This is a genomic window from Vibrio cionasavignyae, assembly GCF_050337155.1.
GTDB lineage: Bacteria > Pseudomonadota > Gammaproteobacteria > Enterobacterales > Vibrionaceae > Vibrio > Vibrio nomapromontoriensis.
Genome location: NZ_JAKJSR010000015.1, coordinates 38,872 through 61,025, shown reverse-complemented (window position 1 = coordinate 61,025; position 22,154 = coordinate 38,872). Strand labels below are relative to the sequence as shown.

Here is a 22,154-nt window from a genome sequence, read left to right as displayed (position 1 = left end):
GCCCGCTGAAATTCAGCGGGCTTTTCTAATGTGGCGGAGGGATAGGGATTTGAACCCTAGAAGGGCTATTAACCCTTGCCGGTTTTCAAGACCGGTGCTTTCGACCACTCAGCCATCCCTCCGTTGTTGCAGCGTATATTAATGCGCATCTTACTCTTTGTAAACCCTTTTTAATTCAAAAAATACGATTAATCGCTGTTGGGTTAAAAAGTGAGCTTAGATGTCTATTACTTATACAAAACTATCTAAAAACCCCAAGTATTGCTACTTGGGGCTAAATAATGGTCGGATATACTGGATTCGAACCAGTGACCCCCACTCCCCCAGAGTGGTGCGCTACCAAGCTGCGCTAATATCCGATGGGAGTAATTTAAACGATCAATTATGCGTTGGTCAATACTGTTATATACATAAAGCTTTGTTTTACTGACTTTTAGAGTAGAAACGCTGTAGCTCAGTAAATCCTTGCATCAGTATTGGCAAACGAGGGTTTTTATCATCCAATTTTTGGTAATTTCGATCATAAAGGCTGTAGTTGCCAAACTTGTCGACGACCGTAGTTTCATTAGCGGTGATCAGCGCTAACTCTTTGGTATCCCCGGCAATGATCCACTTGCGTTTTCTTTCATCAAATAGGTTGCGTCCACTGCTGTAGTTCTTAGCATTGGTTGAAACACCACTTAAATCTTGCATGATGGTCACAGGGACATCAAGGTGGCTCGTCATGTGAGTGTAATCAGCGGCTAACTTTCCGGGCCAATGTATCACTAAAGGCACCTTTAATTGATATTGGCTGTAATTGCTATTTGAACCCCAACTGCGGCTTTTCGTTTCATTAAACTCAGTACCATGGTTGGAGGTAAGAATCACAATGGTGTTATCCAGCAATTTTTGATCGACAAGTGTTTGTAGTATTTTGCCAAACTCAAAATCGGCAGCAGTAGCTGCGGCAGAGTAGGCGGCAATGAACTGCTGCTCAGGAGAAAGATCAGCTTTGACGGGTTGATAATTGTCAAAATTATCAACAGTGGTCAGTTCTATATAACTAAACCAAGGTTCACTGCCATCATTTATAAGGGATTGCTGCCACTGTTCAATTGCAGCGTTATCACTAATCAGTGTTTCAGAAGCGCTACCATCGGCATTTTTAGAAATATCAGCCCACGGATAGTTTCTAAAAATGGTATCGCGGTAAAGGTCGTCTTCGAAGTTGTCACCACTAAAGAGTTTGAATGCATACCCTTGTTTTCTTAGTGTCGACAAGAATAACGGTGGTGTACCTTGCGATTTAATGCTGCTCGCATAGCTGGTTGGAATGCCATACATCAGGCCAAACACACCAAAGTCATCGTTACTTGAGCTGTAATGATTCAAGAAGTTTTGGTTATTGAGCGAAAAACCATAGCTAACAGGCATCACTTCCGGTGATAGCATGTCGCTTCGTAAATTATTGATACTGACGATCAGTACGTTAAGATTCTCAGAGCGGCGGTTGAACTCAATTTCAGACAGCGGGTAAGAGACGAGATCGACCGAGCCTTCATTGTCTTTGAGTTTCTGTAAGTACTCTTCGCGATCAAGCAGACCGTGCTTCTCCATAAATGACTTTGCTGTCATAGGGTAAGAAAGCGGAAAGTTGGCCTTTTGTACAGTAATCGGATTGTAAAAATAGGCGTCTGCCCAGATAAAAATCAAATGACTGGAAATAAAGCATAGGAAAAATAACGCCGAAATAGGGCGGCCTATGTGAGTATGCGATAATTTTCGTTGTTTACGCCATACCCATTCCGATAGTGCAAGTTGCGCAAGGAAAATAGGCGGTAAAACAATAAAGAGATGCTGTAAGTCACTACTGACAGGGCTACTTTCATCACCAAACAACAGCTCCCAAACTACGGGGGATAAGTGTAAGTTGATGGTTTGGTAAGCTTGAGTATCAATGAGCAGTACAGTTAAACCGAATGTGGCAAAACAAACGGCGATCAGTCGAAACAGTTTTCGAGACGGAATAATAAACGTTAGCGGGAATAGTATGAGCAGATAGAGCGCAAATACCAGAAATCCAAAGTGACCAATCCATGAGGTCAGAAGATAAATCTGACCAAATAGAGTGTCCGGCCACGGAGACGCGGAAATATAGCGAGTGCCTACTAGCATCGCTGCAATGATATTGAAGAACGCGAACCAGTGTCCCCAACCTACGAGTCGGGAGACGCGCTCACCGTATGAATTTCCGCTATCTACCATTTGCCGTTATTGATTCCGTGCCAAAATTAGTATTGTTCTCACGCTTCTACAGAAGAAATCAGAGCTTTAGAGAATTTTTCCGCAATTGCAGCTCGTTGTGAAGGTGCAACATCGTTATTTAAGACATTGGTTGCGATATTTCCTGCAATCATTAGTGAAAGTTCGGCGCCAGCACCATGTTTGTCAAGCACTGCTGCGATTTCGGTTAAAATTTGTTCTACTTGTTGGTCGGTGTATTTAGATGTAATTGGCATAAGGACTCTGCTAATGATAATGAAAGCGGCTTATGATACCCTACTCTGCATCACAAACGAAACAGCAACGATAATAATTTCACTATGAGTTTGAACCTATCTAACGTTATTTTACACCAGTTAGCGATAAATGAGCAGGAAGAGCTAACGGTTCACTATCGCGATGAGCTACTTCCTAATGACGGCTCAACAGAAAATCTTGTGGCTGAGCTGCATCGTGTCTTTAATGCGAAGGCAGGGAAAGGCTTTGGTTCATTTAAGAATGACAGTGATTTTCAGGTATGGCTCAACGAGCTAAAAAATGGCGAAAAAGATTTTTATTCGTTCTCTCAAGATAGCGCCCAACGTCTTAAAACCGAGCTTGCTAAGTACCCCTTTGCGGATGCAGGCACATTAGTAATGGCACAATATCAGTCGCTTGCCACTGAGTACTTGTTCATTGGTTTATTGCCGTCGTATAGCAGCTTGCAAATAACCGAAGGCTTGAACATTGGCGCTATTGATTATCTAGATATCGGCAAAATGGATATCGTTGCTCGTATCGATTTGACCAGTTACGACGTTGATAAAAACTCGAATCGTTATTTGACGTACATTAAGGGGCGTGTTGGTCGTAAGGTCGCTGACTTCTTCTTGGATTTCTTGCAGGCTGAAGTAGGGTTAGACACTAAACAGCAAAACACTATTTTGATGCAAGCGGTGGAAGACTTTTGTGCTGATGCGCAACTTGATAAAGAAGAGACCGTTAGCTATAAGAAACAAGTATATGAATACTGTAACGAACAGCTTAAAGCGGGTGATGAGGTACAAGTTCGAGAATTGTCGGGAGAGCTACCAGCCAATGAAGGTTCTTCATTTCTTGATTACACGCAAGAGCAGGGCTATGAGTTGGAGGAGAGTTTTCCTGCCGACCGCTCAACGGTGCGTAAGCTAACCAAATTCGTTGGCGCAGGCGGTGGCTTGAACCTGAGCTTTGATAGCCTTTTATTAGGTGAGCGTGTTTTTTATGATCCAGAAACAGATACATTAACAATCAAAGGCACACCACCTAATTTGCGAGATCAGTTGAGTCGCAATCGTTAACATCCTAGCAGAGTCTTTATAAAGCGTTACGTTTAGGTAACGCTTTTAGTCTTCGTCATACCAAGGAAGGGCTGTCGTTGTTGAAATACCGTAAGTCTTTATTTCGCGCCACTATTTTTACGTTACTCGCATGGGCGATCGTCGTCGCTGTGGTGCTGCGAGTGTCTTTTAAGGAAGAGCAAGCAACGAGGTTAGTGGATGAAATTTCCATTAGTATCGATAAACTTCGTCAAGTCATATTCATTTCCCAACCCTATCGTTCCAAAGTGACTCAGCAGATAGAACTAGATCTGCAGTTAATTCATGCTCAGACTATGCAGTTAAAGGCGTTAACGCAATCCGGTATGTCGTCAGATTTGACTCACATGGTTTATCTTCTAGAGCGCTTTGTCGAACAATCGGAGCAGCTTTCTCATGATGAGGCACGCCTTCAGGAATTTGTCTCCAATATGAGTGTAGGACTACCCGCTCTCACACCTGAAGGGCAACGTCTTAGTCATAAATTGTCTTCTATTGTATTAGAAACTTTATTTAACGATGCAATAGAAGCGCGTCAGGTGTATCTGAAGTTGGAAAGCATTCAGCAAAGTGCTTACAAGCTTCCCCTTCAGGATCAACAAGCTTTGTTGCTAATAAACTCGAAGGCTTCGGTATTATTGGCGCAGTCTGCGAATACTACCTTTTTGCTTGACCGTGTTGTGAATCACCCTGTAGTGAATGAGTTGGCTCAGCGAAAACTGCAATCAGAGACGTATTTAGGCCACCAGCTAGTCATTATATCGGTCTCGAGTTTGTTGGCGTTGCTGATCTTAGTGTTTATTAGCGCCAGGATGGTGAGGATTGGAAAGTTAGACCTATTAAGCTTACGATCTAGTAAGCGAGGTGTAAGTGAATCGCCAGCTGAAGAGCTTACGGCTAAGGAGCCTTTAAATGGGCATGTTGAAGGAAGTAGTAAGGCCCTGACACCTGAAGCTCTCACATCTAAAGCTCTCACACCTAAAGCGGCGACTCATGATACCGAACTATTGAGCGAGGCTTCTACTGGGTATGATGTTACTCGTGCTGCGGACATTAGCACGGCAGCTGAGTGTACACTCGAGACAGAAAGTCGTTCTAAGTCATTTACTGAAAGCAATAACGAATTGGTAGTGCCTGAAGCGCTAAGCGTTGAACAAGCCGCCACTGAAGCATCAACAGAACAAGTATTAAATAAAGCGACGTCGGAAGACGTTGTAAATACTACTGTTATCAATTTTGCCATGATGCTGAATACATTAGATGGTGATAAAGAGTCAGTCTTGATGCTTCTAGAGGTATTTATTAGTGAGCATCGTGATGATGTGGAGCGGCTACAAGCTTTATTAGAGAAGGATATCGAGTCGGCGACACGTATTGCCCATACGTTAAAAGGGGTGTCAGGCAGTATCTATGCGGATGCTTTGCATCAAGCTTCTTCAGACGTAGAGAAAAAACTTAAACAACAGGAAGTGGTTCCGAGTGCATTAATTGAAACGTTAAGAGAAGGACTTATGAGTGCCGTGGAGTCAGCAGAAGCTTACATTAAGCAAGAGCAATCATAATAATGTCGTCGCAAGACTCAAATAATCGACTATAAGTATCAATAGCTAACGTGAATTTGACGCTTGTGGGTTATAATTCATTCTCTATTTGTATGTGTTTTTATTGTTGAGGTTGATTGATGAACATTGTGCAGTTTATTCGCAATGTAGGGCTTTATGTCACACTTGTTTTACTCGCAGGTTGCTCATTGTTGGAAGTGAAGTTAGACAGCCAAACGACACCGTTAACGAAGCAAGAGCTTAATATGAGGTTGATGACTCGTGAGTACAGTCGTGAGTTTTTTACCCAAGTTGAGACAACGGCCGATACCTTAACCACCTTGTACCCCGAATCTGACGTGATTAACCAGTCTTATATTTTACTGTGGAAAATACACGCTGAAGAGGGCCTGCAACAGTCAGCATTTCAAGTGTCTCCAACCGCAGGATTAATCGACTCTTGGGTATTTACCACACAGATGGCGAATTTTTTTACTGATGGTGAAGGTCAGTCTCTTTTTGCCAGTCAGGACGCCAAGACCGCATCACAAGCGCTTAGTAAAAATATTGATCAGCTAGCTCAATCATTGTTTAAGGGCGACAGTTATCAAACCAGTAAAACGTTTGTTGAGAAATTTGCTCGCTTGCATCCCTTTGAAAATCTGACTTTTGCAAGAACCCCAGCGTATCGAGATTGGCTTAAAGCACAGGGTATTGACGAAAGTGAAGTTGTCTCAACATTAGGTACTATGCCGGAGGCACTCGCGGATGTGTCTGACAGGTTGGCGCTGATGTCTGAGCAAACCCCTAAGCTAATGACGTGGAAAGCGCAACTCATTGCCCTAAACAGTAATGTGAGTGGAAATGATATTCGTGGTGCACTACAAAGTTTCCAGATGAGTGCGGATGCGTTTCAGGATTTTGTGAACAATAACCCAGAGTACATGCAAGATCTCGCACAGAAGATGGCGATAGAACTCCAGCCTTTATTGAATGATTTTGATGCTAAGACGCAAGACAAATTGACGCAGCTGAGTGCAGAGCGCCAAGCGCTAGACATGATGGTCGCTCGAGAAAGGGATGAACTGATAAAAATGGTCGAGCGCGAACGTAAAGAGTTAGCAGTGCTTGTGAATACTGAACGTCGTCTATTTGCCGAAGATTTGGATAAGATTTCTCAAGATGTCGTTGCGCTTGCCGTGGATAAACTCATTCAACTCATTAAGAGCACGATTATTTACTTCATCTTGTTCATATTAGTTATTTTCTTTGCGCCATTGGGCTTAGGTTATTTCCTAGGTAAAAGAGCACAATATAAGCAAAACAACAGTTTAGAATCCTAAATACGGAACCGCTTGGTGGCTCATGCGCTGAGCCGCTGCTTTGTGGATATTGCCGTGTTTTGTATAGAATCGGCAGTAAACTGGTTGGGTTTGTTAAAAAATTACTCGGATATTTGAAATTGCGCTTGTTTTCTTGTCTCGAAAATTTTATAGATGGGGGAAGCATTTTAAATATCACATGGAGAGTAATTGGATGAGAGTTGGTTTAGTTGGTTGGCGTGGCATGGTTGGATCGGTATTGATGCAGCGCATGGTCGAAGAGAAAGACTTTGATGTAATCGAACCAGTATTTTACAGCACTTCTCAAATTGGTATCCCTGCGCCTAATTTCGGTAAGGATGCAGGACTACTTCAAGATGCCTACAATATTGATAGCCTCAAACAGCTTGACGCTATCATTACCTGCCAAGGCGGCAGCTACACTGAAAAAGTATACCCTGCGCTTAAGCAAGCAGGCTGGAAAGGCTACTGGATTGATGCCGCTTCAACACTTCGTATGGAAAGTGACTCTATCATCACGTTAGATCCAGTTAACTTGACGCAAATTCAAGAAGGCATCCATAAAGGTTTGAATACCTTTGTCGGTGGTAACTGTACTGTAAGTCTTATGTTACTAGGGCTCGGCGGCCTCTTTGAAAAAGGGCTGGTGGAATGGACTAGCGCTATGACCTATCAAGCCGCTTCTGGTGCTGGCGCAAAGAACATGCGTGAGTTGATCGGCCAAATGGGTGTTGTGAATGACGCAGTCACTTCTGAGCTAGCAAACCCAGCGAGTTCAATTCTAGATATTGACCGTAAGGTTGCTGACACTATTCGTTCTTCTTCTTTCCCTACCGACCAGTTTGGCGTACCGCTTGCAGGCTCATTAATTCCATGGATTGATGTGAAACGTGAAAATGGCCAAAGCAAAGAGGAATGGAAAGCAGGCGTTGAAGCGAACAAAATCTTAGGCTCGCAAGATAACCCTGTCGCCATTGATGGTACGTGTGTGCGAATTGGCGCGATGCGCTGTCACGCGCAGGCACTGACGATCAAACTCAAGCAAGATGTCCCAATGGATGAGGTTGAAGAGATTATCGCCACTCACAACGATTGGGTTAAAGTTATTCCTAATGAGCGTGATATTACGGCTCAAGAATTAACGCCAGCAAAAGTAACAGGAACGATGTCTATCCCTGTAGGCCGTCTTCGTAAGATGGCAATGGGCAATGACTTCTTAAACGCGTTCACAGTGGGTGACCAACTGCTATGGGGAGCCGCTGAGCCCCTAAGACGTACACTGCGTATCATTTTATCTCAACGATAATTGTCCTGATACAAACTACTCAAAGAAAAAAGCGCCGTAAGGCGCTTTTTTTATGCTCATTAAAAAGTAATGCAGTTAATTACTCTTCAGGATTGATTATTCGTTTATCTGGCTCTGCGAGTTCACTGCCACAGTGTTTGCAATACAGCGCGTCGCTTTCATGGCCTGACTGTGAACAGTTAGGACATTTAACCAGATTTCGATGTGCATGCATTTCGTTATTGAGCTCAGCAGTAATAATACCTGTCGGGACAGCAAGGATAGAATAACCAAGCAGCATAGTGAGCGATGCAATGGCTTTGCCCAATGGGGTTGCGGGTACTAAATCACCATAGCCAACAGTAGTAATGGTCACAATGGCCCAATAAATACTTTGCGGAATGCTGGTAAAGCCGTTTTCAGGACCTTCAATAACAAAGATCAAAGAGCCAAAAATGGTCACGAGGATGGCGACACAGCTAAAAAAGACCAAGATTTTTCTTTTCGCCATTAAAAGAGAGCGCAATAAAATATTCGAGTCTTTGAGATAGCGGACCAGTTTCAGGACTCGGAAAATGCGCATCACACGAAGCAAACGCAATACGCCCATAAAGGAAGCACTAGGGAATAGTAAGGCAAGATAAGTGGGCAAGATCGACAGTAGGTCAACGACACCATAGAAACTTTTGGCGTAGGCTTTAGGTTTCGGAGAGCAGTAGAGTCTTAGTAGGTATTCGATAGTAAAAAGCGCAGTGAAGGCATACTCTAATTTTTCTAGCGTTTCGCCCCATTCAACCGCCACGTTAGGAAGGGAGTGGACGACTAATACGGTAAGAGACATCAAAATCGCAATGATCAGGGCAACATCAAATGCCCAGCCAGCTTTAGTGTGAGTACCAAATATAATGATGTAAAGCTTGTGTTTGAATTTATGGTCGGTCATTAGCTGTGTAACAGGCTGAAAAGATTACTTACTATTATATACCGCTCTGACAGTAAAGGGTATTTGGCTCACTAATCGGGAGTAATTAGCGAGCCATTTTGATTAGGCTAACCCAGGGAAAAGAGCACGTAGACCATTTGCCATAAACTCGATGCCAAGAGCGCCAAGGATCAAGCCCATGATACGAGTGATGACGTTGATACCGGTTTGCCCTAGGAAGCGAACAATTAAAGGCGCTGAACGGAATAGTAGCCATGAACAGAGAGCAAATAGTGCAATGGTGATAATGATGCCGACGGTTTCTAGCATGTTTGGATAGCGAGATCCGTAAACAATGGTGGAGCTGATTGCACCAGGACCTGCCATCAATGGCATGGCAAGTGGCACAACGCCAATCTGCTCTTTGCTGACATACTCAGATTTTTCCTGCTTGTTCTGTTTATCTTCCCCTAATTTCCCCGACATCATCGAAAATGCAATGCTGAGTAATAGTAGGCCGCCAGCGACTCGAAATGAATCGAGTGAAATGCTGAACATATCCAGCAGCACTTGTCCTGCGAGTAGAGAAACAATGAGGATAATCGCCACGGCAATATTTGCTGTAGCCGCGGTTTTATTTTTGTCTTCTAGTGACATATGCCCTGAAAGAGAGACAAACACTGGCATGATGCCAACAGGGTTAACCGCAGCGACAAGGCCAAGGAAAAACTGTAAGTAGATAGCAAGTTCGATGTTATTCATGTGGATGTTCTTCGACGAAAGAGATTTAAACCTAGCGCTACACTCAGCGCCAATTCAGCACGCGCTAATGTACGCCAACATAGGCTTTTTGGCGAATGAAAAAAACTAACGGATCGCATAAAAAAAACACCAAGAATCGCTTTCATTTTTCTTGCGTAGAAGTTATGACCAGTTGTGAAGATTTATGTCTATCTATTGGTCTGGAAAGTCTGTCTTTGTATGGAAAGTGTTAACGATGACTCAGTTTTTAATAAAATATCAATAACTGATGGATGGGTTGGCTTGCCTGTATATACTATCTGTAGCACGGATCGTGCGGTTTACTTGGAAAAATCGTACGAAAATGAAACTTTTTTACATTTTGCGTAAGATTTTTTAAAAAAATAATCTAAGTGTTACTTTTTTAATCACCTGTTACCTTGGGTTTTATATCTTTAAAAACAGTAGGTTATGCGATGTTACCCTTAGTGGTTACTACTAAGTAGGTAAATTACTTTTCAGAACTGATCTGAGTCAATTTTTTTCATGTCGTGAAATATTATACTCAGCCATGAAAGCAATTTACTAAGTAGAGTTGAACTGCCGATGGGTGATTCATTAGTTTAAACAGCTAACTTACTAAAAAGTTTTTAGTTTTTTATTTTTATTTTTAGGAGATTCATTATGCCTGTAACTAATTTGGCTGAACTAGATGCTCTAGTAGCACGTGTTGAAGCAGCACAAAAAGAGTTCGCAACTTACTCTCAAGAGAAAGTTGATGCGATCTTTCGTGCAGCATCATTAGCGGCGAACCAAGCACGTATCCCTCTAGCTCAGCAAGCTGTAGCAGAATCTGGCATGGGTATTGTTGAAGACAAAGTAATTAAAAACCACTTTGCTTCTGAGTTTATCTACAACAAATACAAAGATGAAAAGACGTGTGGGATTCTTGAAGAGAACGAAGAATTCGGCACAATGACTATCGCTGAACCTGTTGGCATCATCTGTGGTATCGTTCCAACAACGAACCCAACGTCAACGGCTATCTTCAAATCTCTTATCTCTTTGAAGACTCGTAACGGCATCATCTTCTCTCCACACCCACGCGCTAAAAACTCAACGAACGATGCTGCAAAACTTGTTCTTGACGCAGCGGTAGCAGCGGGTGCTCCAAAAGACATCATTGGTTGGATCGACCAACCTTCAGTAGAGCTTTCTAACGCGCTAATGAAGCACGATGGCATTGCACTTATCCTTGCAACTGGTGGTCCAGGCATGGTTAAAGCAGCATACTCTTCAGGTAAGCCAGCAATCGGTGTTGGTGCAGGTAACGTTCCTGTTGTTATCGACGAAACGGCTGACATCAAGCGTGCTGTTGCTTCTGTTCTTATGTCTAAGACATTTGATAACGGCGTAGTTTGTGCTTCTGAGCAAGCAGTTATCGTAATGGACGAAGTCTATGACGAAGTGAAAGAGCGTTTTGCTACTCACAAAGCTCACGTACTAAGTAAAGCTGATGCGGACAAAGTTCGTAAAGTATTGCTAATCGACGGCAACCTAAACGCGAAGATTGTAGGTCAACCTGCAACGGCTATTGCTGAAATGGCTGGTGTTAGCGTTCCTGCAGATACTAAGATTCTTGTTGGTGAAGGTATTGGCGAAGTTTCTTACGATGACGAATTCGCTCATGAAAAACTGTCTCCAACGCTAGGTATGTTCCGTGCGTCTTCTTTCGAGAACGCAGTTGAGCAAGCTGTAACAATGGTAGAAATTGGCGGTATCGGTCACACATCTGGTCTTTACACTAACCAAGACACTAACGCAGACCGTATTCGTTACTTCGGTGACAAGATGAAGACTGCACGTATTCTTGTAAACATCCCAACTACTCACGGTGGTATCGGTGACCTTTACAACTTTAACGTAGCACCTTCTCTTACTCTTGGTTGTGGTTCATGGGGTGGTAACTCTATCTCTGAGAACGTAGGTCCTAAGCACCTTATCAACAAGAAAACTGTAGCGAAGCGAGCTGAAAATATGTTGTGGCACAAACTACCTAAGTCAATCTACTTCCGTCGTGGTAGCCTTCCAATCGCAATGAGCGACCTAGAAGGTAAGAAACGTGCATTCCTAGTTACTGACCGTTTCCTATTCAATAACGGTTACGCAGACGAAATCGTTAAGCTACTTAAAGCTCAAGGCATTGAAGTTCAAACTTTCTTTGATGTAGAAGCGGATCCAACACTATCTGTAGTTGAGAAAGGTGCAGAAGCAATGAAGAGCTTCCAACCTGACGTTATCCTAGCACTAGGTGGCGGTTCTCCAATGGATGCTGCGAAGATCATGTGGGTAATGTACGAGCACCCAGAAACTCACTTCGAAGAACTAGCAATGCGCTTTATGGATATCCGTAAACGTATCTACAAGTTCCCTAAAATGGGTGAGAAAGCTGAACTAGTATGTATCACAACAACTTCTGGTACAGGTTCTGAAGTAACGCCATTTGCCGTTGTTACTGACGACAAAACAGGTGCTAAGTACCCACTAGCGGATTACGAGCTAACGCCAAACATGGCTATCGTTGATGCGAACCTAGTGATGAACATGCCTAAGTCTCTAACAGCATTTGGTGGTTACGATGCAGTGACTCACGCTCTAGAAGCTTACGTGTCTGTTCTAGCGAACGAATACTCAGATGGTCAAGCTCTTCAAGCACTTAAGATGCTTAAAGAATACCTACCATCAAGCTACGCAAACGGCGCAGCAGACCCAATCGCTCGCGAGAAAGTACATAACGCAGCAACTATCGCGGGTATCGCGTTTGCGAATGCTTTCCTAGGTGTATGTCACTCTATGGCTCACAAAGTGGGTGCAGAGTTCCACGTACCACACGGTCTTGCTAACGCACTGCTTATCTCTAACGTTGTACGTTACAACGCGAACGATAACCCAACTAAACAAACGGCATTCTCTCAGTACGCTAGCCCACAAGCTCGTCGTCGTTACGCTGAAGTAGCAGACCACCTAGGTCTAAGCCAAGTTGGTGACCGTACTGCTCAGAAGATTGAACGTCTACTAGCATGGTTGGAAGAACTGAAAATTGCTCTAGATATCCCGCTATCTATTCAAGCGGCTGGTGTACCAGAAGCTGATTTCCTAGCGAAACTAGACCAACTATCTGTTGAAGCGTTCGATGACCAATGTACAGGTGCTAACCCACGTTACCCACTAATCAGTGAGTTGAAAGAAGTACTAACGGCTTCTTACTACGGTAAAGCATTTGTTGAAGGTGAAACCTTCGAAGGTACGACTGTTATTAAAAAAACAGAAGACCAAGTTGCAGCTAAACCTGTAGCAAAGGCAAAGAAACAAAAAGCTGAAGCTTAATTTCGAACGTAGTTTTCGCTAGCACGGATACTGCATCAAAATAAGCAACATCGGGAAAAGATAAAGGCCCCTCTTCTTAGAAGAGGGGCCTTTTTTTCGCTTGTGAGGGGGCTGTTATACCGTTGTCGCTGACTAGACCTTAGGCCTCAGTGCTGACGACTCGGCCGCTAAAGTAGTCATTAGTGACAATGTATTCCGTAGTGCGAGTGAGCTCATCTTGTATTTCTGCCCAATGCCCGGAAATATTAAAATTATGGCTTTTCATGGGAATGACGCCACCAACACGTACATTGTGAGGTTCTAGCTCTTTCGCCCAACTCTTAGTAAACCCAGAGACCATCGACATGGTGTTATCTAAATCACTAAGATCTTGGTTAGGATCTTGTGCTACCACATTAACGATCACTCCGGACTGTCCCTGAGACATTCTTTCTGCTGCGACTTGCCCAAACATGAATAGACTAGATGCAAGCAACGAAAACTGAGTAATAAACTGCCGACCTGAAACAATATCGGTTAAAGATTGTCTTGGTAGCGAAAGCCAGTGATTGACGAGTACGTCAGGTGCTTTTCCCGATTTCTTCTCAACAGCATTAAATAGCTGTTCAATATTAGGGATAGAAAGGTCATCAATCAGGATCTTTTCAACGTGATGCGTCATATCTTTGCAGCGGGTATAGGTATTGTGCAGTTTGGATGCATTGGTGTCGCATAGAAAGACATGCGCTTCCAAACGGGCGAAATGAATCGCTAGCATGGCACCTAGCGTGGTACCGGCAGAGGTAATCAGCACTACCGAGTCTTTAATGATCATAGAATCTCCGAAAATTGGTTTCGGTTAGCCTAAATAGGCCACGTCAGTGATTTAATAACTTGGTATATAAACTGTGCATGAGTTGTGAATATCGTCAAGGTTTTGTATATGCGTACGGTTTAATTTGGTTAAATTTGCAGCAAATCACATTGCGCGTAGCATGAATGTTGATTGTTGCAGTAGTTATCCATATTTTTTAAGGGGTTATAAGCGAACGGAAATTTGATCTTTACGGTAAGCGGTGGAGAGTTGGTTGTACAACACATCAACCTGTTGCTGATGAGGAGTGCCATGTGTAAGTTGTCTGCGCGTGTGCCCGGACAGGTTTTGGTATACCTCTTCGGTTAAGCCTTGTGTATGTGTTGGTTGGAAGCTTAGTGGTTCAGGGGAACTATAGTGGCGCAGTTTGGCGCTGGCGAGACCACCTTGATGAAATTGATGAGCAATGGCGGCCGAATTGTCGTAGTCATCTAGGCTCCCTTTTAGCTTTTGTGCCGTAGGGACATCAAATCTTTTTTTCAGTAGCGCTTCATCAGTGATGGAAGAGTCAACGTCTTCAATCACGGAAGTTTCTCGGGAGTCATTGCTGAGCATAGAAAGCAGCAAAGCAAAATCGGCACGTCGACCTTGTACAACAGCACGACTAAGTGATGTTCCACATTGTAATTCGTTGATTAAGTGTGCTTGGTCTAACGTATGAATTTGCATAGTATCCTCGATGGTCAATAGAGTTATCGGCGAGTCGAGGGGGCACTTTAGTATTTTCTTATCTAAGTTGATTTTTTCTTACTTAAAGACACAAAAAAGCCTGCGAAAGCAGGCTTAATATCACTAGTTGGAAATACTCGCTTATTGAGCTAGGTTTTTCTCAACGAATGACCAGTTAACAAGTGCCCAGAAACCGTTCATGTAGTCAGGACGAACATTGCGGTAGTCGATGTAGTAAGCGTGTTCCCACAAATCAACCGTCAATAGTGGTGTAACGCCTTCTTCAGTTAGCGGAGTAGCTGCATTTGACGTGTTTACGATATCTAGCGTGCCATCTGCTTTTTTCACCAACCATGTCCATGAAGAACCGAAGTTGTTGATAGCTGAATCAGTGAACTTTGCTTTGAACTCTTCAAAAGAACCGAATGCAGCGTTGATTGCGTCTGCAACAGCACCCGTTGGTTCACCGCCTGCATTTGGAGCAAGACAGTGCCAGTAGAATGTGTGGTTCCAGATCTGTGCAGCGTTGTTGAAGATACCGCCAGTAGATGTCTTAACAACTTCTTCTAGTGTTTTGCCTTCAAACTCAGTACCAGGAACAAGGCCGTTAAGCTTCACAACATAAGTGTTGTGGTGTTTACCGTGGTGGAAATCCAGTGTCTCTGCTGAGATATGTGGTTCTAGTGCGTCTTTCGCGTACGGAAGTGCTGGTAATTCGAATGCCATTGCTCGCTTCTCCATTGAGTGTAGTAAGGGGCTAACCCTATGATTGCTTCCAATTTATTTTATATATGAGTCAAGGTATTGACTGACTGATTGTTATTTTAGCAAGTTTTTACTTTATTAAAAGAGTTATGTCTGATTTTCTTGCACTGAGTCTTTACTCATCAGTCTTTAAAGGGGCGTTTATAATTGAAATATGTTTAATAACATCGACAATTGTGAACACGACTATAACCTTATAATTATTGTGCTTTTTATTCTGCGCCGATTCGCTAGAATGTGAACACATCCGCAGTACTAGTATTTCGAGGAAGCAATGGAAACTATCGATAAAATCAAACAGCAAATTGAAGAAAACACGATCCTTCTTTATATGAAAGGCTCACCAAAACTACCAAGTTGTGGCTTTTCTTCACAGGCAGCGCAAGCTCTAATGGGTTGTGGTGAGAAGTTTGCTTATGTTGATATTCTGCAAAACCCGGATATCCGCGCAGAATTGCCAAGCTATGCACAATGGCCGACGTTCCCACAACTATGGGTTGAAGGTGAGTTAGTTGGTGGTTGTGACATCATCATGGAAATGTTCCAGAAAGGCGAGCTTCAACCTTTAATTAAAGAAGCAGCCGCGCGCAACGCTGGTGATGCTGAGTAGTTACCGTTTGTGACATTGACGGTAAGCTACATTATGTTAAAGGCCTGTCCATTTATTGGATGGGCCTTTTCTATTTTTGAGACATCATGGATTTACTTAGGATTAATTAGAATCCACTACTAGACTGATGAGTAGTAAAGTAAGGAGGTTCTATGTTGCAACTGACGGTGAGAAACATTGTAGTCGTACTAATCGCTGCATGTATGACTGCGGTGCCCGCACTACAGGCGTCGACACTTGAAACCATTGAAATAGAGGGGGATACCTTTGAAATTCAAGTGGGTAGTGCAGAGAATTCGGTAGTGATAGGGTCGATTGGGTTAAGCAAAAGTGCTGTAGCTAAAGATTACGATTATAAACTGCTTACCGTTGACCCCAATAATGAAGAACGCTACGAACTTAGAACCTATGTTGACTATAGTGGTGTCCCGAGAGGTGAATTCGTTGTTGCTAAGGGGCAAACGGTTAAAAGTGTGGGTGAAACGGAGTTAGCCGTGGGTGTGTTTGATGCCGATGGACAACTTGTTGCAAGCCGAGATGTAACAATAGATGAGGTGACTCAGACCCAATGGCAAACTTACTTTGATCGATTAAAGGAGTTCGTACTCTCTAGTAAGCGAATGTGGGGAGATCGTTATTACAGTCAATCTGAAGTGGACAGTTTGACAAAAATGCTGCGCGAAAATAATGGCTCATTTACCGACTTGAGTATTTATAAAGCGGATTTGTCAGCGAACAAGTCCACGGTAAATGGTAAAGAGTTCGAGGAAGCCGTTAATCGGATTGGTGGCCTAGGGTATGCTTATTACTCTGAATCCGATCGGGACAGAAAGGAATTGATTAGAGTCTCCATTGTTAAAGCGTTCAATCGTTTAGCCGTGATATTTCCTCATAAAGGGTTTGCTTCAAACAAAAATTTCACTCATGCCGATCGCACTCACCAATGGCGGTTTCTCGATGCTCTTTCCTTACCTTTAGTTTATATATTTGAAGAGACTTATCAAAAAAGCCAAGGTAGTGATACTGAAGCGACGACATTTTTAACCAACGTGAATGCGTACTATCAGATTGCGTTTGATATTCCAGAAAGCGACCGTGATCCAGAAAGACTCCGTTATTTTTTAACGGAAGATATGTCTAAATCACCAGGAACATGGGCCGACGCGAATAGGGGGCATCGATTACGTTCTTGGTCGGTGTTGGTCGGTTTGTGGAGAGACTATAATCGCCCGATAACTGATCTAGAGTGGTGGTACGAAGATTACGCACCGTTTAAAAAACTCAACACATCAATTTTTCCCGAATGGACACCGACAGGTAGCTTTAGCGATCTCAAAGTATGGGGAGATACTAATAGTCGGCGCCCGTACAAATATGGTCAATCAGGTTATCTGCCAGACGGGTCGTTATCGCATCATGTTAGTCACCGACAGGACATGGCGATGTTGGCGTATGGGTTTGAATGGTACGCTGAATCAGTGTTCGAGGTTGCTCATCTATTGCAAGGCACTCAATGGGCAATGAGCGCAACGACCTTTGAAGAAACCACGGAAGTCATGCTATATAGCTACGATCGCTTAATATATAAAGATGCCCTCGATTTTCAGGCAGCAGGTCGTACCTTCTTATCAAGCAACGCCAATATATTCGGCTCCAAGAACATCAACAAGGCGATTACGCATATCGAAGATGCGAGTGGTGATATGGAGTTTGGGCGCTCCGCTGAGCTCACGCAACTGCAAGAAGATTTAGTTGAGCAAACCCATAGCAACACTTCAACAACCGCATTTTGGAACTCGGATATGTTGGTACACCGAAACGACGCTGACCCGAAAGCTTCTTGGTACTCTTCATTTAAAATGCAATCTTCAAGAACCAGAGGTGCAGAGAGTTTTCACCAAGCTCCAGGTATGCACAACGGGTCGGGAGTGTTACAAATCAAAGTACTGGGAAACGAATATACCGATGCCCGTTATAACTGGGACTGGCACGCGATACCAGGTATAACCGAAGAGTTGAAGACAGACGGTATACCTATGCAATCTGAGCAAGATGCGTTTAATCCAAGCCCGTTTGCTGGGACACTAAGTGATGGCTTTACTGGATTGGCGAGCTTCCATTATGGCAGTGAGAACACCTATACCAGTGCAACGGCGAAGAAAAGTGTCTTTTACCTAAGCGAAGCGGTTGTTGCTCTAGGGAGCGATGTTGCTCGTGTTGAGCGAGATAATGATTCCAGTACATACCAATCGATTATAACCACGATTGATCAACCACGTTGGTTCGACACTATCACTTATTACACCAAAGAGCAGGGAACTGACACGATTGATTGTTGTATCGTAAAGGATAAAAAAGTTGGTAGTAGCGATCCGGCGTGGTTTCATCAAGGAAGGGTTGGTTATATTACTTTTCCTAACTCAGGGCAGAAGCAGCGCCATCTGTTAGTGACGGGATCGGGTGTTAAAGATACATTGCCGACAATAGGGGATGATCCTGTCTTTTTGCTAGCAGTAAATCATACTGCTGAACCAAAAGATGATGAGCAGTTCTATCATTATGTATTGGTGCCAAACGCTATAGCAACAGAGATGCCCGCTAAAATGGCGTATTTTGAAAAACATTTGACGGTTATAAACACCAGTAATGCGCAAGGCATTCGGTTTAATGATGATGAACAAGATATCTACCAGGTTGTATTTCACCAAGCTGGTACTGTAACGCTGGGGGAGAACACCATAACTGCCGCTCAACCGATGCTGTTGCAAATGACAAAGCTCCCACAAGGTTGGCGTATCACGGCACAAAATCCTACTGCGCATAATAAAGAAGTCGTGCATGATGAGGGGACAAAGCATAAATTTGGTGTGACGTTAAAAGCGGTTAAGAATGAGCTGCGAGTGACGACGTCCATCAACTTACATGAAGGCACCTATCGTTACGATACACAAGGACCTACGCAAAAGTTTGTTGAAGGACAAGAGGTATCTGTGGCGTCGATTTCTGAGGGGAGTGAGCTACTGTTCAACTTACCGGGAAATGAGGATGAGAAAGCTTATGATTACAGGCAGCAACTATATAGTGGTATGCCTGCGATTATTACCGTTGAAAATAGATAAAGCCTAGAAAGTAGAGTGCTGCTAGAGAAAAGCGGGAGATTTGGTTCTCCCGCTTTTTTTGTTTACAACGTCATTGCCGCAATCCAACCAAAGACAATCAATGGTAGGTTGTAGTGAACGAATGTAGGAACAACGGTTTCCCAGATATGCTCATGCTGACCATCGGCGTTTAGACCAGATGTTGGACCCAATGTGGAATCCGAGGCGGGAGAGCCTGCGTCACCAAGTGCTGCTGCGGTTCCAACTAGAGCAACGGTAGCCATTGGGGAAAAACCAAACGCAAGGGCAAGAGGGACATAAATGGTTGCTAGAATTGGAATGGTAGAGAAAGAAGAGCCAATGCCCATTGTAACTAGTAGTCCAACGATAAGCATGAGTAGTGCTGCAAGTGGCTTATTGTTGCCAATGCTGGTGGACAAAGCTTCAACTAATGACTCTACGCCACCAGTTTGCTTCATAACTGCCGCAAAACCTGCTGCCGCAATCATAATAAAGCCAATCATAGCCATCATGTGAACACCTTTGGTAAACACGTCTTGTGTTTCTTTCCACGCAATGACGCCACCAAATGTAAAGACCATGAAACCGGCTAGCGCACCTATGATCATTGACCCAGATGTTAGTTGTACTGCTAAGGCAACCACAATCCCAGTCAACGCAACATAGATGTTTTTCTTATTTATGTGCGTTGGCTCGGTATCGACATGCGTTAATTCTGTTTCTTGGTATTCACGAGGCTTGCGATAACTAAAGAACACAGCAGCGAGCAGTCCGGTAACCATACCAATCGCTGGGAGAATCATGGCCATAGGGACTTGTGCCGCAGTGATGCTCTCTAGGCCGTTATCGTGTAGATTCTTTAACAAGATGTTATTTAAGAAAATACCACCAAAACCAACCGGTAGGATCATATAGGGTGTCACTAGTCCGAATGTTAGAACACAGGCGACAAGGCGACGGTCAAGCTTCATCTTGGCAAAAACGCCCAATAGAGGTGGGATCAAAATTGGAATGAAGGCGATATGCACAGGAATGATATTTTGAGAAGAGACGGTAACGAGAATAAGGGCAATAAGCACGGCATACTTAAGTCCCGTTGCTGAAGCGGCATTCTCTTTGCCGTGAATGCGTTTAATAACATTTTGTGCAAGTAAGTCAGTCACGCCTGATTTCGAGATAGCAACGGCAAAGGTACCAAGCATGGCGTAGCTTAGTGCAATAGTTGCGCCTCCACCTAAGCCACCTTCAAAGGCACTAACAGCGTCAGTGAGTGACATACCAGAAACGACACCGCCAACGATGGCACTAAAAGTCAACGCAACGACAACGTTGACGCGCATTAGTGCTAGCAGCAGCATGATGCAAACGGAAATAACGACAGGGTTCATATTAAGCTCTAAAAGTTGTGTTTGTATTATTGTTGATCATCATCGTTAGTGAGCGGCCAACCACCAAGGGCTTTCCACTTATTAACGATTCGGCAAAATAGCTCAGCGGTTTTCTGAGTATCGTAGAGTGCCGAGTGGGCTTCTTTATTATCAAATTCCATCCCTGCTGTTTTACAAGCTTTCGCCAAAACGGTTTGACCGAAAGCAAGGCCACTTAAGGTAGCGGTATCAAATGTAGCGAAAGGATGGAAAGGGACACGTTTTAATTTTGAACGTTCATTCGCAGCACTGACAAAACTATGATCGAAGTTAGCATTATGTGCGACCATGATGGCGCGACTGCAATCATGCTGCTTCTGTTCTTTACGAATGACTTTGTAGATTTCTTTTAGCGCTTCTTGCTCAGAAACCGCCCCACGAAGTGGACTAAAAGGGTCACGAATACCTATAAACTCTAACGCTTCTTTTTCCAGGTTAGCGCCTTCGAATGGTTCAATGTGGTAGTGTAAAACACTCGCAGGGACAAGATCCCCGGCATCGTCCATTTTTAATGTGATGGCACAAATTTCGAGTAAAGCATCGGTCTTGGCGTTAAATCCAGCCGTCTCTACATCGACAACTACAGGAAAATAGCCACGGAATCGCTTTTTTAAGGTGAGAGCTTCGTTTTCTACAGTCATTTTAGATCTATCAATGGTGACGAAGGTTGCATTATTGCAGATTATTCACCTATAACATACCTGCTACTGCATTTAATTTAGCCAATATTTGTCGCTATTTATTGAATCTATTCGTTAACAGTAAAGCTAAAGCTCATTATGTGTATTTAGTTGATGCTAATGTGCGCATATCAACCCGGTTAAAATGCGATGGTTGTGCGTAAATTAATCAGCGGTTTTTACTTAAACGTGGCGTCAGTGAAACTGGCTAGATTTTTGCAACGTAAAAAGGAGTTAGAATTAATAGGCGGCATAGCGGCAATCCCATGCCGCTACGCTGTAAGAGTCGAGTTATATATCTTTATGAAATTAAAAGCCTTATTCACCTTGCCATTGTTATCTTGCTTGCTGGCGCCTCAGGTTGAAGCGGCAATAGAAAAGCGCTATGTGGCCACGCCGACTCAATCTCAATGGGAAATGGTGATGAATACACCGCTGGAGTGTCAATTGGTGCACCCTATTCCTAATTTTGGAGACGCACAGTTTACCGCTAAAGCGGGTAAGAAAATGAATCTCGATTTTGAACTGAAAATGTTACGTTCGATGGGAGAAACTCGAAATGTTAGCTTAGTTTCTTTGCCACCACCCTGGCGGCCAGGAGACAGTGCAGACCGTATTTCCAATTTGCAGTTTTTCCGACAGTTTAACGGTTATGTCGGTGGGCAAGGCGCATGGAGCTTACTCAGTGAGTTAGAGAAAGGGCGTTATCCGACGTTTAGTTATCAAGATTGGCAGAGCCGCGACGAACGTATCGAAGTATCCTTGTCCTCTGTGCTATTTCAGGCTAAATACAATGTATTTAGCGACTGTATCGCCAACTTATTGCCATATAGTTTTGAAGATATCTCGTTTACGATCCTGCACTATGATGCCAATAGTGAACAGCTAAATAAAACATCTCAACACCGGCTACAACAAATAGCCGAGTACGTTCGCTATAATCAAAATATTGATTTGGTTTTAGTGTCTACTTATACAGACGCATCAGAAACAAAGAGCGAGAGTCAACGGTTGTCCGAAAAACGTGCCACGATACTGCAAGATTATTTTCAATCGCTTGGCTTACCAAAAGATCGAATCCAAGTTCAAGGTTATGGAAAGCGTCGCCCTATTGCAGACAACTCATCTCCAATAGGTAAAGCAAAGAATCAGCGTGTTGTAATTTCATTTGGTCGGACTGAGGTATGATGCTGAGTTAGGCTAACGACAG

At 43.5% G+C, this 22,154-nt stretch carries 17 protein-coding genes and 2 tRNA genes; 8 read left to right on the top strand and 11 right to left on the bottom strand.

What is annotated here, in order from left to right:
- Positions 1-31 precede the first annotated feature (31 nt).
- The 4 genes from L4D74_RS11850 to L4D74_RS11835 form a co-directional block, all read right to left on the bottom strand.
- Positions 32-122 (bottom strand) — tRNA-Ser (locus L4D74_RS11850).
- Positions 123-282: 160 nt separating this feature from the next.
- Positions 283-359, bottom strand: a tRNA-Pro gene (locus L4D74_RS11845).
- Positions 360-423: 64 nt separating this feature from the next.
- Complete coding sequence (locus L4D74_RS11840) at positions 424-2,247, bottom strand: DUF3413 domain-containing protein (RefSeq protein ID WP_428752306.1); 1,824 nt, start codon at positions 2,245-2,247, stop codon at positions 424-426.
- Between the two features lie 38 nt (positions 2,248-2,285).
- Positions 2,286-2,501 carry a YejL family protein gene (locus L4D74_RS11835; RefSeq protein ID WP_250616947.1) on the bottom strand — a complete coding sequence of 72 codons (216 nt, stop codon included), beginning with the start codon at positions 2,499-2,501 and terminating at the stop codon, positions 2,286-2,288.
- 84 nt (positions 2,502-2,585) lie between these two features.
- Here L4D74_RS11835 and yejK point away from each other — a divergent pair, with 84 nt between their 5' ends.
- From yejK to asd, 4 genes are all read left to right on the top strand, one after another.
- Positions 2,586-3,584: a nucleoid-associated protein YejK gene (gene yejK, locus L4D74_RS11830; protein ID WP_428752305.1), complete on the top strand. Its 999-nt coding sequence runs from the start codon at positions 2,586-2,588 to the stop codon at positions 3,582-3,584.
- 80 nt (positions 3,585-3,664) lie between these two features.
- Positions 3,665-5,164 carry an Hpt domain-containing protein gene (locus tag L4D74_RS11825; RefSeq protein WP_428752304.1) on the top strand — a complete coding sequence of 500 codons (1,500 nt, stop codon included), beginning with the start codon at positions 3,665-3,667 and terminating at the stop codon, positions 5,162-5,164.
- Positions 5,165-5,283: 119 nt separating this feature from the next.
- Entirely contained in the window at positions 5,284-6,486 is a 1,203-nt protein-coding gene (locus L4D74_RS11820; RefSeq protein ID WP_428752303.1) for a chemotaxis protein, read from the top strand.
- Positions 6,487-6,679: 193 nt separating this feature from the next.
- Entirely contained in the window at positions 6,680-7,792 is a 1,113-nt protein-coding gene (gene asd / locus L4D74_RS11815; protein ID WP_428752302.1) for an aspartate-semialdehyde dehydrogenase, read from the top strand.
- A gap of 79 nt (positions 7,793-7,871) precedes the next feature.
- Here the strand turns inward: asd and L4D74_RS11810 are convergent, their stop codons facing one another.
- Positions 7,872-8,714, bottom strand: a complete 843-nt coding sequence (locus L4D74_RS11810; RefSeq protein ID WP_428752301.1) for an ion transporter — start codon at positions 8,712-8,714, stop codon at positions 7,872-7,874.
- Positions 8,715-8,816: 102 nt separating this feature from the next.
- On the bottom strand, positions 8,817-9,455 hold the full coding sequence (locus L4D74_RS11805) for a YchE family NAAT transporter (protein WP_428752300.1): 639 nt from the start codon (positions 9,453-9,455) through the stop codon (positions 8,817-8,819).
- Positions 9,456-10,118: 663 nt separating this feature from the next.
- Between L4D74_RS11805 and adhE the strand changes: the two genes are divergently transcribed.
- On the top strand, positions 10,119-12,821 hold the full coding sequence (adhE, locus tag L4D74_RS11800; RefSeq protein ID WP_428752299.1) for a bifunctional acetaldehyde-CoA/alcohol dehydrogenase: 2,703 nt from the start codon (positions 10,119-10,121) through the stop codon (positions 12,819-12,821).
- Positions 12,822-12,960: 139 nt separating this feature from the next.
- Here the strand turns inward: adhE and L4D74_RS11795 are convergent, their stop codons facing one another.
- The 3 genes from L4D74_RS11795 to sodB all read right to left on the bottom strand — a co-directional run bounded on the left by L4D74_RS11795 (position 12,961) and on the right by sodB (position 15,069).
- Complete coding sequence (locus L4D74_RS11795) at positions 12,961-13,635, bottom strand: SDR family oxidoreductase (RefSeq protein ID WP_428752298.1); 675 nt, start codon at positions 13,633-13,635, stop codon at positions 12,961-12,963.
- Positions 13,636-13,839: 204 nt separating this feature from the next.
- On the bottom strand, positions 13,840-14,343 hold the full coding sequence (locus L4D74_RS11790) for a VC2046/SO_2500 family protein (RefSeq protein ID WP_428752297.1): 504 nt from the start codon (positions 14,341-14,343) through the stop codon (positions 13,840-13,842).
- Positions 14,344-14,484: 141 nt separating this feature from the next.
- Positions 14,485-15,069: a superoxide dismutase [Fe] gene (gene sodB, locus L4D74_RS11785; RefSeq protein WP_428752296.1), complete on the bottom strand. Its 585-nt coding sequence runs from the start codon at positions 15,067-15,069 to the stop codon at positions 14,485-14,487.
- A gap of 313 nt (positions 15,070-15,382) precedes the next feature.
- Here sodB and L4D74_RS11780 point away from each other — a divergent pair, with 313 nt between their 5' ends.
- Both L4D74_RS11780 and L4D74_RS11775 read left to right on the top strand, forming a co-directional pair.
- Positions 15,383-15,718 (top strand): Grx4 family monothiol glutaredoxin, encoded by a 336-nt coding sequence (locus tag L4D74_RS11780; protein WP_428752295.1) that lies wholly within the window; start codon positions 15,383-15,385, stop codon positions 15,716-15,718.
- 152 nt (positions 15,719-15,870) lie between these two features.
- Positions 15,871-18,837 carry a polysaccharide lyase family 8 super-sandwich domain-containing protein gene (locus L4D74_RS11775; RefSeq protein ID WP_428752294.1) on the top strand — a complete coding sequence of 989 codons (2,967 nt, stop codon included), beginning with the start codon at positions 15,871-15,873 and terminating at the stop codon, positions 18,835-18,837.
- A 62-nt stretch (positions 18,838-18,899) separates the two neighbouring features.
- On the opposite strand, the gene L4D74_RS11770 is transcribed toward L4D74_RS11775, so the two are convergent.
- Together L4D74_RS11770 and rnt are read right to left on the bottom strand one after the other, a co-directional pair.
- On the bottom strand, positions 18,900-20,225 hold the full coding sequence (locus L4D74_RS11770; protein ID WP_428752293.1) for a Na+/H+ antiporter family protein: 1,326 nt from the start codon (positions 20,223-20,225) through the stop codon (positions 18,900-18,902).
- Between the two features lie 26 nt (positions 20,226-20,251).
- A complete protein-coding gene (gene rnt, locus L4D74_RS11765; protein WP_428752292.1) occupies positions 20,252-20,905 on the bottom strand; it encodes a ribonuclease T in 654 nt (217 codons plus the stop codon).
- Between the two features lie 342 nt (positions 20,906-21,247).
- Here rnt and motY point away from each other — a divergent pair, with 342 nt between their 5' ends.
- Positions 21,248-22,132 (top strand): flagellar protein MotY, encoded by an 885-nt coding sequence (gene motY, locus L4D74_RS11760; RefSeq protein ID WP_428752417.1) that lies wholly within the window; start codon positions 21,248-21,250, stop codon positions 22,130-22,132.
- The last annotated feature ends 22 nt before the right edge of the window (positions 22,133-22,154 follow it).

Bases quoted from the DNA above. Each gene is read 5' to 3' on its own strand.
- L4D74_RS11840 (WP_428752306.1), bottom strand. From the start codon at position 2,247: ATGGTAGATAGCGGAAATTCATACGGTGAGCGCGTCTCCCGACTCGTA.
- L4D74_RS11835 (WP_250616947.1), bottom strand. From the start codon at position 2,501: ATGCCAATTACATCTAAATACACCGACCAACAAGTAGAACAAATTTTA.
- yejK (WP_428752305.1), top strand. From the start codon at position 2,586: ATGAGTTTGAACCTATCTAACGTTATTTTACACCAGTTAGCGATAAAT.
- L4D74_RS11820 (WP_428752303.1), top strand. From the start codon at position 5,284: ATGAACATTGTGCAGTTTATTCGCAATGTAGGGCTTTATGTCACACTT.
- asd (WP_428752302.1), top strand. From the start codon at position 6,680: ATGAGAGTTGGTTTAGTTGGTTGGCGTGGCATGGTTGGATCGGTATTG.
- L4D74_RS11810 (WP_428752301.1), bottom strand. From the start codon at position 8,714: ATGACCGACCATAAATTCAAACACAAGCTTTACATCATTATATTTGGT.
- L4D74_RS11805 (WP_428752300.1), bottom strand. From the start codon at position 9,455: ATGAATAACATCGAACTTGCTATCTACTTACAGTTTTTCCTTGGCCTT.
- adhE (WP_428752299.1), top strand. From the start codon at position 10,119: ATGCCTGTAACTAATTTGGCTGAACTAGATGCTCTAGTAGCACGTGTT.
- L4D74_RS11795 (WP_428752298.1), bottom strand. From the start codon at position 13,635: ATGATCATTAAAGACTCGGTAGTGCTGATTACCTCTGCCGGTACCACG.
- L4D74_RS11790 (WP_428752297.1), bottom strand. From the start codon at position 14,343: ATGCAAATTCATACGTTAGACCAAGCACACTTAATCAACGAATTACAA.
- sodB (WP_428752296.1), bottom strand. From the start codon at position 15,069: ATGGCATTCGAATTACCAGCACTTCCGTACGCGAAAGACGCACTAGAA.
- L4D74_RS11780 (WP_428752295.1), top strand. From the start codon at position 15,383: ATGGAAACTATCGATAAAATCAAACAGCAAATTGAAGAAAACACGATC.
- L4D74_RS11775 (WP_428752294.1), top strand. From the start codon at position 15,871: ATGTTGCAACTGACGGTGAGAAACATTGTAGTCGTACTAATCGCTGCA.
- L4D74_RS11770 (WP_428752293.1), bottom strand. From the start codon at position 20,225: ATGAACCCTGTCGTTATTTCCGTTTGCATCATGCTGCTGCTAGCACTA.
- rnt (WP_428752292.1), bottom strand. From the start codon at position 20,905: ATGACTGTAGAAAACGAAGCTCTCACCTTAAAAAAGCGATTCCGTGGC.
- motY (WP_428752417.1), top strand. From the start codon at position 21,248: ATGAAATTAAAAGCCTTATTCACCTTGCCATTGTTATCTTGCTTGCTG.